Source organism: Kitasatospora sp. NPDC048540 (assembly GCF_040651175.1).
Lineage (GTDB): Bacteria > Actinomycetota > Actinomycetes > Streptomycetales > Streptomycetaceae > Kitasatospora.
Genome location: NZ_JBEZIR010000187.1, coordinates 1 through 12,251 on the forward strand (window position 1 = coordinate 1; position 12,251 = coordinate 12,251).

The 12,251-nt window shown below is 76.4% G+C and carries 7 protein-coding genes; 6 read left to right on the forward strand and 1 reads right to left on the reverse strand.

Annotation, left to right across the window (positions count from 1 at the left end):
• Positions 1–621: 621 nt before the first annotated feature.
• The 5 genes from AB0D08_RS38265 to AB0D08_RS38285 all read left to right on the forward strand — a co-directional run bounded on the left by AB0D08_RS38265 (position 622) and on the right by AB0D08_RS38285 (position 6,898).
• Entirely contained in the window at positions 622–1,470 is an 849-nt protein-coding gene (locus tag AB0D08_RS38265; RefSeq protein WP_359894954.1) for a hypothetical protein, read from the forward strand.
• 379 nt (positions 1,471–1,849) lie between these two features.
• A complete protein-coding gene (locus tag AB0D08_RS38270; RefSeq protein WP_359894956.1) occupies positions 1,850–2,272 on the forward strand; it encodes a hypothetical protein in 423 nt (140 codons plus the stop codon).
• Between the two features lie 688 nt (positions 2,273–2,960).
• The gene (locus AB0D08_RS38275; protein WP_359894958.1) at positions 2,961–4,295 is read left to right on the forward strand and encodes a hypothetical protein; all 1,335 of its coding nucleotides are present in this window, start codon (positions 2,961–2,963) and stop codon (positions 4,293–4,295) included.
• Between the two features lie 766 nt (positions 4,296–5,061).
• The gene (locus tag AB0D08_RS38280) at positions 5,062–5,631 is read left to right on the forward strand and encodes a hypothetical protein (protein ID WP_359894960.1); all 570 of its coding nucleotides are present in this window, start codon (positions 5,062–5,064) and stop codon (positions 5,629–5,631) included.
• A gap of 676 nt (positions 5,632–6,307) precedes the next feature.
• Positions 6,308–6,898, forward strand: a complete 591-nt coding sequence (locus tag AB0D08_RS38285; protein ID WP_359894961.1) for a hypothetical protein — start codon at positions 6,308–6,310, stop codon at positions 6,896–6,898.
• A 433-nt stretch (positions 6,899–7,331) separates the two neighbouring features.
• Here AB0D08_RS38285 and AB0D08_RS38290 read toward each other — a convergent pair whose 3' ends face one another.
• On the reverse strand, positions 7,332–7,850 hold the full coding sequence (locus AB0D08_RS38290; protein ID WP_359894962.1) for a hypothetical protein: 519 nt from the start codon (positions 7,848–7,850) through the stop codon (positions 7,332–7,334).
• Positions 7,851–9,045: 1,195 nt separating this feature from the next.
• Here AB0D08_RS38290 and mobF point away from each other — a divergent pair.
• On the forward strand, positions 9,046–12,251 hold a 3,206-nt coding region (gene mobF, locus AB0D08_RS38295), incomplete at its 3' end, for a MobF family relaxase (RefSeq protein ID WP_359894964.1).

A 12,251-nucleotide genomic window follows, 5' to 3' on the forward strand; every position in this document is an offset into this window, starting at 1 on the left:
GCGTCGGCGGTGGACACGTCGGGGCTCCAGGGAGAACGGGCGGAGGCCGCCAGGCCCCCGCCCGCGTCGGGTCGGTCGGGTTGCTCGGTGCCCGCGCGCGAACAACTGAGCAGCGGGGGAACGCCAACACCGCGACAGGCGTGGACCCGACGTCTCCTGCACCGGTCTGCCCGGCGCCCCCGGGCTGAACCAAATCCGCTCGGATGGGCCCGCCGTGCCGATTCCAAGCCCGGCGGTTGAGCCGCCGGGGGTTGATCGGCGCTCTGCTGTTCGTAGGGTGCGCTGTGTGTCCGCCGGGCCGCGGCCCCCTTGCCGCTGCGCTCCGATGATGCGGGTGTTCCGGCTGCTCGGCCGCCCCGTGTGCCCCCGGGGCCGAAGGGACGCCCCTGCGGCACTCCGGTCCTCAAAGGCACTCGCGCCTCACCTCGTACTCAGGTCCCGACCGCGCCCATGGCACCGGCCGGCCCGGATGCCTGATGACCCCGCGTTGTGGCTGCCCCGATTGCCCGGACCAGTGGCGCCGCACCTGACCCACCTTCCTCATCCGCTCCCACCGAACCGTTCACCCAACTGCTGCGCCCCGCGGACGGGCGCAGCGCCCGACGCCGAAGGAAGCTGACCGTGAACGCCTACCTGCCTGCCGAGCACACCCGGCCCCGGCCCGCGCATGCCGCTGCCCTCACTACGCTCCTCACTGCCCTCGCCGTCGCTGCGGCCGACGTGCCCGGCGGCCGAATCCTCGCCCGATCCGGCCAGTTCAACCGCATCGCGGTGGCCAAGCCGGCAGGCGAACGGGCCGCACTGCTCATCTCCCGTACAGCCGACGGGCGTCCCGACCCGGCCGTCATCGCGCCCGTGGTCGCCGCGATCCTCGACCACGCCCCGGCTGCACCGGTCGGTGACCGGTCGCCCACCCTCGACGGTAGCGCGGTGCACGCCCAGTCCGTGATGCGCCGCGACAACCGCGAACCCGTCCGGCGCCGCGACGGCGCATGGCAGTGGACCGTGCCCGGCGCCACCATCCGCGTCGAACGGCACACCATCACCGTCAACACGCCGACCGCGTACCTGCGTATCGCCTTCGACGGCCCCCGGTGGTCCGAGCGGTCCGTCGCCGCAGTCCTCGACGCCGCCCTGTGGCAGCTCGCCGACCCGGCGGCCCGACACATGACCCGTACCACCGCACCCGTCGGCTGGCGGCGCCCGACGGACACTGTTCCCGGCGCCATCGGTCCTGACCGCACCGGCGGACACGCCTACTCCGGCCGGTCCTCCGCCCGCTGCTCCTGCGGCGAGACCTCCACGTGGGACACCCGGAATGCCGCCCGGTCGGCCAACAAGCGGCACCGTGCCGACGTCGCTCGGGCGGTCGCCGACACAGTCGGCGCCGGGCACCGGCTCACTGCCAAGATCGTCGCGCGGAAGGCTTGGTTCGCGGCCGTGCTCGCCCGTCTGACCCGGCACCGCTGACCACCTTTCCGCCGGCTGCGCTCGCTTCATCACCAGCCAGGACGACCACCGCTCCATCCGCACGGCCCGCTCTTGCACCGCGTCGGCCGCCGCACCGGCGGCCGGGGCCGCGTACCGCGAGTCCGGTCCGGCCTTGTCCCACTCACTCCTGGCCGAGGACAAGCAGATCGGGGACCGGCCGCCCCGGCATTTGCCGGCGGGCGGCCGGTCCCACGGCGTCGCACCTCGCCCACGACGAGAACAGGCGAGGCGCGGGGTGCTCCCCTGAACGGCCTGTGGCCCTTCGGTTCGGACGCCAGCCAGGGGGGCCGGCGGTCCGGCGATAGGGTCCCTTCGCCCGCACCACGTTCGCACAGATGAGTAGTCCGGAGATGAGGGCATGGACATGGTTGAGCTCGGCGCCGCCCGCTTGCTTACCGACGACCACAACCTGCGGCGCGTCTACCCCCCGACCGCTACCAGCCCCTACGGCGGGAACCGCAACGCCATCACCTCGTGCCTCGGCAGCACGGCCTCCGACGAGATGACCCTCGCCAGGTACGGGCACCCCGCACTCGAGACGCAAACCGTTCCCTTCACCGGCCCGGCCCGCCTTGTTCTCGCCTCGGACGGGGCCTACGAACCGCACCTGGACGCAGGGCGCGACCTCTTTGCCGAACTCGACGGCGACAGGCCGGCCGACAGCACCCGCGCATTCGTCGACCTCGCCGTCGAGACATCCATCCGGGCCTCCACCGCCCTCGACCCGTCCCGTCCCCACGCGGACAACGCCACCGTGCTCCTCGCAGACCTGGCCTCCTGACCGGCGGCACTGTCCGGACACGGCCCGCGGTCCACGCCCGAGACCGTGTCCGGCGACCGACCACGAGGCCCGATCCGAGATGCGGTTGACCGCGCCCGCCCAGGCGTCCGGGGCCTACCTGCTGCGGTGTCGTGCCGGCGCCGGGTCGTGTGCTGGTCCGGCATCTGGGTGGGGGGAGGTCCGGTGCGGGTTGCCCGGCCGGTACCGGCTGCCTGTCCCGGGCCCGGTCCCTTCCGCGGTGGGGCGCCTCGCCTGCCGCCGGGGAGTCTGCTGCACACCGTGCCGCAGGGTCCCGTTCGGGGGTTGATTGGCGTTCTGGTGTTCCTACGGTGTCCTGTGTGCCCGGCCGGGGTGCGTGTCCGCCCCCCCGGCCGGGGTGCCGTCTCCACCCTCCGGCCTGGGCGTCCTCGCTGCTCGCCGGTGCCGTCTCCACCCCGGGCCGGGCCCTGCGCCTGCTGTTCTGTGCGGCCTTGGCCTGCCTGCCGCCCGTCCCTGTACGGGCTGCCGCCCCCGGCCGCCTGCCCGCGGGTCGCGGCCGTACCTGCCGGGCGCTGTGCGGGCTGCTGGCCCCGCTGGCCGGGCGTGCGCCCCGGGCGCGTTCCCGGGCCGTCCGGCCCGGCCGCTGTGTCCCTGTGCGGCTGGTTCTTGTCCGTCCATCGACCTGATCGACCTGAAAGGGTTTCCTGTGATGAGTGGTTTCCATGACGCCGAGGGCGTCATTTGGCTGGAACGACCTTTGCCCGCCGGCCGGTTCACCGCCGGCCCGTGGCTGACCGCCAGCCTCGAGCAGGCCGCGCTGCTGATCCCGGGCCTAGCGCTGACCGCGGCGTGGACCGAAGCGTCCGACACCACGTTCACCGGCAGCGGTTTCCTGCTGCTGCCCGGCCCCCGCTCCGGCGCGGTCACCGGCTCCGGCTCCGGCCCGGGCTCCGGCTCGGGCGCGGTCACCGGCTCCGGCCCGGGCTGCGGGCCGGGCTCCGGGACGGTGGCGGGTCTGGCGTGGCGGGCCGACGGTGACGACCTGCCCGCACCGATGCTGCTGTCCGGTCTCGACCTGTTCGCCCGTGCCGCGGCCGGCTCCCACGCCGTCCTGTGGGGCGTCAGCCTGTCCTACAGCGACACCGCGACCTACCACCCGGGGGTCCTCGACCACACCGACGGCCGGTTCCACCACCGGCCGCTGCCGCCCCGGCCCCCGATCGACGGTGTGTGGTTCCCGGAACCGCAGCGCCGTACCACCCGGTTCGCGCCGGCCGTGCCCGCCCCCGCCCCCGCGCCCGGGCCTACCGCCTCGCCCGCGACCGACCCCGCCGTGCCCACCGCGCTCGCCACCGTGCCCGCGTCTCCTGCCGTCGCGCCCACTCCCGTCGCGCCCGTGCCTGCTGCGCCCGCCGTGCCCGCCGTGCCTGCTGCGCGCGCCGTGCCCGCCGTACCTGCCGCCGTGCCTACCGCTGTGCCCGGGGGCCGCCACCAGGGTGTGTTCGGTGCGCGTGCTCTCGCCCTGGCCGACGCGAACCCCGGCCTGCGCGCGGGCGCCCTCACCGCCCTCTACACCTTCGCCGTTCTGTGGGACGCCACGAGGCGGCCGGTCACCACCGCCGCGGTCGCCCGCCACGCCCACCTCGCCCCGCGGACCGTCGCCGGGCACCTCGCCCAGTGGACGGTGCTGCGCCGCGACGGCGACGGCTGGACCCCGACCCCCGACAGCCCCGCCCCCGACGGTCCCGCCCCCGACAGTTCCGCGCCCGCCGGGCCGGATCCGCTGGAAACGGTCCCGGACGAGCACCGGCACCTGGTCCTCACCGAGGCCGCCGCCTTCCTGAAAGCCCGTCACTGCTCACCGGAGTCCGTCGACGCGGTCCTGCACCTGACCAAGGCCCGCATCTGCCCGGCCTGCCACGGCCGGGGCCAGACCTGCTCCGACCAGGTCGAAACCGACGGCATGATCTCCGGTGTCATACGCCGCTGCCGCGTGTGCGACCGCTCCGGGGCCATCCCACGCCCGGGCCCGCACAGCCACTGACCACTGACCGGCCCCGCAGGGGCGCAGCACGCCGACTGCGCCCCAGCGCCGGTATGCCACCACCCGGTCCCGGACACTCCCAGACTTGCCCCCGGCCCCGAGCCCCGGCAGACCAGGTCGCCCCGACTCTCGGTCACGGCCGGGCCCCCGCCGTCCCGCCGGCGTCCTGCCGCCGTGCCCGCGCCCACCGCCGAGCGTCGGCGTGACGATCAGGGACCGTGCTGCCCGTGCGACCGCCTCCCGGCCGCACCCGGCCCGGTCGTGCCCGCCCCGGGATCCGGGGGTTGATCGGCGTTCTGCTGTCCCTACAGTGCGTTGTGTTCCCGCCCGGCGGCCGTGCCGACTCCGGCTGTGCGGGCTTCCCCGGGCGCCCCGTCCCGTCTCCCCGTCTGCCCTGCGGAGGGGACGGGCCGTGGCGCCCCGGTGCCGCCCCTGCCCGCACCCCCTCCGGGGCAGGGGCGGCACGCCCCGGCGGCCGGGATCCCCGACACCCCGACTCCCCGGGGGTCCCGGCCGCCGCCACCGACTACCCACGCCCTGCCCCGCCATGGCTGCCCTGCCCCGCCCTGGCCGCCGCTGCCATCCCGGCCTGGCCGCCCGGGTTGCCCGGTGCTCGGTCACCGCTCCGGCCTTCGCTGCGCGCACCCCTTGGCCGCCACCTCAACAGACCAGGCCCCGCCGGCACCCCCGTCCCGCGCCGTCCCGGCCCACCCCGGGCCCAGCGCGGGACGGCCCGCCCGCCCGACATGATCAGAGGAGCCCCCTCGTGTCCCGATACACCCTGCCGCTCACCGACATCCTGAACCTGGAGTACGGCTACGACCGTCCCCTGCGCAACGTCTTCGCCCAACTGTGGGAGAACGACGGTGAGGAGCCCATCCAGCACCTGGGCCTGTACCCGTTCATCACCACCGTCGGCGAGCTGATGCCCGCCATCGACGCGATGCTCGCCCCGCACCCCGGCGCGGCCCTCAGCGATAGGGCCCGCAACAACATCAGCCGTCAGCTCATCGCCGACGGAGCCGAACCCGGTGACACCCCCGGCCCGCACCCCGGCACGGACACCCGCCCGGACCGCCACCGTCCAACCGTCCCGTCCGTCCCGCCCACCCTGCCCGCCACGACCGCCGCCTCTGCCGCCTCGGCCGTCTTCGCGCCGCGCCGCGTCACACAGTGCGAGGGCTGTGAGGTCCCTCCGGCCGTCCTCGACGCCCACGAAGCGAAGCAGATCACCGTCCGCTGGGTACTCTGCGCCCGCCACCAGCGTGAATCCGACCTGCTCCAGGCAGGCTCCAACGGCGCCCTGGAAGCCACCGACGGCCACTTCTACTTCTGACCGCACCCCGCGCACCGGCTGGCGGCCCACCTGCCCACGGCACTGGTCCCGGCCTGCCACGATTCCGTGCCGCCGGGGAGCGGGTCGGCTCCGGCACCCGAGCAGGGGAGGCCCGGTGCGGGTTGCCCGTCCCGGTCCGGTCGCCCGCCACGGGGCCCCGCCCGCCGTGGCTGCGCCCGGTTGTGCCGCTTCCTCGCCGGGTCCGGTTCCGGGCCGGGGTTGATCGGCGTTCCCCTGTCCATACAGTGCGTTGTGTTCCCGCCCGGCGGCCGTGCCCGCCCCGGCCGTGCGGGCCTCCCCGGCGCCTCCCCGACACCACACGGGTCGAGGCGCCCCGTGTGCCGCCCCCTGGTGTCCCCCCGGGCCGGAGGGCGGCACACCCGGCGGCCGGGACCCCGCACCCCCTCCCGGGGGTCCCGGCCGCCACCACACCGACCACCACACCCCGCCACGCCCCCGCCGAGGCCTGCCCCAGCGCCATCGCGGCGGGCCGCTGCGCCCGGCACCGCTTCGTCACCTGCCTGGCCTGTCCGGCCGGTGGCAGACCCCGACGGTCCCCGTCAGCCCGTCAGCCCGCCCCGTGCCGCGCACCGTAACCGTCCCCGGACCGGGGAGTCCCCGCCCACCGCCACACCGCACACCACCGCACGCACCAACGGCAAGGAACCCAACCACCGTGACCGACCACCACCACCCGCCGCTCACCGCCGAGATGACCGACATGGCCAGCCAGGTCGCCGCCGCGCTCGAAGACCTCCACCACGACACCGTCCCGTGGGGAATGCTGCTGCCCAGCACCTACCGCATCGGCCTCCCCGCCCCGTCGGCCCTCACCGACCTCGGCATCGACCCCAACCCCGCGATCAGCGTCCACGCCCTCGACATCCCCCTGCCCGACGACGACGAGGGCGACCTGCCCGCGCACCTGCTGGCCCACGCACAGACCCTCCGCGACACCCCCCGAACCACCCCGCCCGGCGAGCCCGGCCCTCGCGCCACCCTCGAAGGGCCGACCGTCGGCCTGCTCACCATCGCCGAACGCATCAAGATCGACAGCACCGGAAGCGTCCGCCAACGCGCCACGATCGCCGTCCTGGCCAACGGCACCGCCGTCCACATCGTCCGCACCCAGGACCAACCCGACGTCTCCCGCGCCATCGGCCACATCACCGTCCCCGGCTCGCGCATGGCCCACGCCCTGTGGAGCATCGGCCAGGCCCTGGACATCTTCCCGGCCGCCGCACCCCCGCCCACCGCCCACCCGTAACCCGCCCGCGCCCGCCACCGCCGCGTCCACGCCCGGCCACCGACCCGCCGGTGGCCGGGCACCGCCATGCCCCCGCCGCCCACCGGCCCGGGCCCCGCCACCGCGCCCGCACCCGTCCACCGGCCGTGCCCGACCCCGCCCGCCACGACCAGGGCCCGCCGCGTCTCCCTGCCCTCGGGGAACCGCGGCGGGCCCTTCCGCGTGCTGCCGGACCAGCAGCCCGCCCCGGCCCTGCCCGCCGCCCGGGACCGCCCACCCGCCGCCCGCCGTCACAGCCACCGCCCACGACCGGGGGCCCGCCGTGTCCCCCCATCCCCGGGGAGCCACGACGGGCCCCCGGCCGTGTCGTACCGAACCGTCGCACCATCACCATCACCGCCCGGCCGCCGCCCCCCTTCGGTGGCCGGGCACCGCCATGCCCGGCCACGGCCCGTCAGCTTGTCGGTGGTTTGCGCATCCACGGCGCCACCGGCCTGCCCGGCGCCGGGGGAGTACCCACCGGCCGCACACCACCGGCCCCCGGCACCGGCCCGGGCCCCGCCACCGGCACCGCCCCCGGCCCGGGCCCCGTCACCGGCCCCGGCTGTCCGGTGGGCGGGTACCCGCCCACCGGCACCGCGTGCTGCGCCACGGCCACCTGCTGCTGCACCGGCACCGCGTGCTGCGCCATTGCTGCCGGCGCGGGTGCGGGGGCCCCGGCGACCACCGCCCCCGTGAACCGACCCGGCACCGCCGCCGCCACATGGAACGCCAACCCCACCGACGACTCCACCACCACACTGGTGTTCTCACCCACCAGCACCACCCGATCCCGCCCCACCACCTTCCGATACGACACCAACCGCATCCCGTGCACCAGCGGACCGTCCTGGCCCTCCTCCACCACCTCGAACACACCCCCCAGCCACGTCGGATCCAACTCACCCGCCGCCACCTGCGACACCGACGCCATCACCGCTCCTCCCTCACACCGTCAGCCCGCCCCGACCCCGGCCCCATCCCCGGCGCCGCCGGCCCCGCCGCCCCCGGCCCGGCCCCCGGCGCCGCCGCCACAGCCCCACCAGCACCCGATCCGCCGCCCGGCACCGCCGAGCCCGGCCCGGACCGTGGCACCGCCGCCACAGTGCTGCCACTGCCCGCACTCCCGCCACCGCCCGCCTCCCGCTGCGCCCCGGACCCCGCCGCCGGCCCGGGCCCGGGTCCGTCGGCCGCCACCGGCCCGTCACCGGCCACCACCCCACCGGACCCGGTCCCGGCCGACAGGCCGTCACCACCCCCCGCACGCCGACCCCGCCCCCTCCCGCCGCCACCCGCACGCCCCCGACCCGCCCCCGCACCGGCCCCAGCACCCGCCCCGTCCCCGGCGCCGGCCGCGGACCCGGCCGCGGACCCGCCCTTCCCCGACGCCTTCACGAACGCCAACATCCGCCGCACCTCACCCACCTCCACCCCCAACCGATCCGCCACCTCCTCCTCCCGCACCCCCACCCCCCGCACCAACACACCCCGCATCCCAGCCGCCACAAACGCCCCCCGCTCCCACCCCTCACGCCGCGCCACCTCCAACGCCCGCTCCAACACCCCGATCTGCCCCTCGATCCCCTCCACCACCGCCCCCGTCCGCTCCACCAACGTCAAAAACTCCTCCGCCCCCCGCACCAACGCCACCTCCCGCGCCTCGTACCCGGCCCGCAACTCCCGCGCCCGCCGACGCGCCGCCACCGACGCCACCGCACCCCGCACAACCCCACCCACACCCGCACCCGCACCGTTCGCCATCCCGCATCCCCTCTCTCACCCACCAGGCCCCCCAACACCGGGACGCCACACCCCACCAGGCAACCCGCCACCACCCCCGCGCCGGAAGCGGACCGCACCCCGGATCCCGCCCGGCGGGATCCGCACCCCGCCGAGCCACCCGAACTTCCCGCCCCACCCCGGGACGGCCGCACACCCGACCCACCCGCCACCCCGGGTACCGCCGCACCGCCCCCGGCCTGCGGCAACACCCCCACCGGCAATCTGCGCCACCCGTGCCCGGGAGGCCCTAGCCGTGGTCCCGGCCAGGCCGGGCAGGGCCGGGAAGCCGGGACAGGGATCCCGACAGCTCTTGCATCTGCGCGGACCCGGCGCCCACCGTTGCGCCTGTGACGGTGGACTTCTCGAAAATGACACCGGGCGACGGCTACCGCTACTTCATGCGGCAGATCACCACCGGCGACGAACTGCGGCCCCGCGGCCGCACCCTGGCCGAGCACCGCAAGAGCGGCGGCGTGCCGCCCGGGGTGTGGACGGGCCGGGCCGCGGCCCTGCTCGGCGTCGCGGGCGAGGTCACCGAAGCGCAGATGGCGGCCCTGTTCGGGGAGGGCCTGCACCCGCGGGCGGACGAGATCACCGCCGAGCGGCTGCGCGCCGGCGCCACAATCCGCCAGGCGCAGCGGGCGGCGCGCCTGGGCGCCGCGTTCTACGGGTTCGGGCAGCAGCCGACCGAGCTGGCGGCCGCGATCGAGCAGCGGGTCAAGGAGTGGGAGCAGCGTGCCGGGCGGCGGGCGCGGGTGCAGGAGCGGCGGGCGCTGCGCCGTGAGGTCGGCGCGCCGGCGTTCGCCGCGCAGTTCGGGCGCGCGCCCAGGGACGGGGCCGAGTTGAACCGGTACATCACCCGCTCGACGCGGCCGCCGCGCCAGCCGGTGGCCGCGTTCCACCCGGTGTTCCGGCCGCCGAAGAGTGTCAGCCTGCTGTGGGCGCTGGGCGACGAGGCCACCCGCGCCGCGGTCGAGGCCGCGCACGATGAGGCGATCGCGGTCACGCTGGCGTGGATCGAGGACCATGCGCTGGCCACCCGCACCGGGCCGGGCGGGGTGGCGCAGCACGATGTGACGACGGGGCTGGTGGCGGCCCGGTTCCGGCACTTCGACTCGCGGTGCGGCGATCCGCTGCTGCACGACCACGTGCTGATCGCGAACAAGGTGCAGGGCCCGGACGGGCGGTGGCGCACCATCGACGGCCGGCTGCTGCTCGCGCAGGCCGTCGCCGCCTCCGAGCTGTACAACGAGCAGGTGCTGCGCCGGGTGTGCACCGCGCTGGACCTGGCCGTCGTCGAGCGGCTCGGCGCGGACGGGCGGCGCCCGGTGATGGAGATCGCGGGCGTCCATCCGGGTCTGATCGACGCTGCCTCGGTGCGGGCGGCGGCGGTGCGCGGGCGGATGCCGCGGCTGCTCGAGGAGTACCGGGCCGCGCACGGCCGCGAGCCGTCGCTCGCGGCGCGTCTCGCGCTGGGGCGCCGCGCCGCCCTGGAGAGCCGGCCCGCGAAGAAGCAGGCCCGGCCGCTCGCGGTGCTGTGCGAGGGCTGGCAGCTGGGCACGGCGGCCGCGTTCGGCCGCCCGGTCGTCGACGGGCTGCTGCGCCGCGCCCGCCGGGCCGGGCGTGATCTGCGCCGCGGCAAGGGGCCGCCGCGTCTGGACGTGGACGCGGCCGCCCGCGAGGTGGTGGCCACCGTGTCCCTGCACCGGGCGGTGTTCGGGCGCCGGCACGTGCTGGCCGAGGCCCGCCGCCACGTCACCCGCACCACCCTGGGCCGCGCGGGCGAGGGCTGGGCCGAGCAGATCACCGACCACGCCCTGGCCGGGCTGTGCCTGGACCTCACCCCGCCCGACATCAACCCCGCGTTCGCGCCGCTGCAGCGCCCGGACGGCACCAGCGTCCACCGCCGCCGCGGCGCCGAGCTCTACACCACCCCCGCCGTCCTCGCCGCCGAGGACCGCATCGTCGCCGCCGCCCGCACCCGCCTCACCCCCGCCTGCACGACGCGGACGTTCGAGAAGACCGCCGCCCGCCACAAGGGGCCCCTGGACGCCGGACAGCGCGCCATGGCAAGAGCGTTCGCCACCTCCGACCGCGCCCTGGTCGCCGCGATCGGCCCGGCCGGCGCCGGCAAGACCACCGCGCTGCGCCTGGCGGCGGACGCCGTCACCGCCGCCGGACACACCACCGTGGCGCTCGCCCCCTCCGCCCGCGCCGCCCACGTCATGTCCGAGGAACTGCGCCGCCCCGCCCACACCCTCCACTCCTGGCTGCACCGCCAGAACCTCGCCGCCACCGGCAAGCTCGTCCTGCCCCGCACCGAGCGCCTGCGCAAGGGCGACGTGATCATCGTCGACGAGGCCGGCATGGCCGCCACCACCCAGCTCGCCAAGATCGTGCGCCTCGCCGCCACAGCCGGCGCGCACGTGCGCCTGATCGGCGACCCCGCCCAGCTCGCCGCCGTCGAGGCCGGCGGCGCGCTGCGCCTGCTGCAGACCGAGGTCGGCGCCGTCCACCTCACCGCCGTGCACCGCTTCCGCCACCCCCAGGAGGCCGCCGCCTCCCTGAAACTGCGCGACGGCGACCCCGCCGAGGCGTTCACCTGGTACCGGCAGCACGACCGCGTGAAGGGCGGCACCCCGGCCGCGATGGCGGACGCCGTCTTCACCGCCTGGCGCACCGACCTCGCCGCCGGCCGCACCCCGCTGATGACCGCCCCCGACCGCGACCTGGTCGCAGCCCTCAACCGCCGCGCCCAGGCCTGGCGCATGAACAGCGGCCACCTCCACAAGCCCTCACGCTGGCGCCCGAAACCCGCCCGCCTGCGCGACGGCCACCACGCGCACGTCGGCGACCTCATCGTCACCCGCCGAAACCAGCGCCGCCTGACCTGCCGCGCAGGCAAGGACTTCGTCAAGAACGGCGACGTGTGGGCGATCGAGCGCTACACCCCCACCGGCGACGCGATCGTGCGCCACACCCGCCACCGCGGCCGCCTCACCCTGCCCGCCGACTACCTGCGCACCCACTGCGAACTCGGCTACGCCTCCACCATCCACCGCGCCCAGGGCATGACCGTCACCCGCTCCCACGCCCTGCTCACCACCCGCACCAGCCGCGAGGCCGCCTACGTCGCCGCCACCCGCGGCCGAGCCGCCAACCACCTCTACATCGCCCTCGAGGACGACCAGAGCATCGACCAAGCACTCACCCGCATCGCCACCTACAGCAGCTTCGCCCCCTCCGCCCGCCAGAGCATCCGCGACCAGCAGCAACGCGCCTGGGGCATCCAACAGCTCACCGCCGAATACGCCCACGCCGCCGAACAGGCCACCCGCCTGCGCCACACCGCCGCCGCCCGCACCGCGCTCGGCCCCGCCGCCGAACCCCTCATCACCGACGACGCGTTCACGGCCGTCACCAACGCCCTCACCCGCGCCGAAAAGGCCGGCTTCACAGCCTGCCTGCCAAGACGACCTCCTTCCAGGCCTGGGCCGGTGCGCTCACCGCCCGGGCCCGCGCCGAGGAGTTCACCCCCGTCGCGGAGCACTGG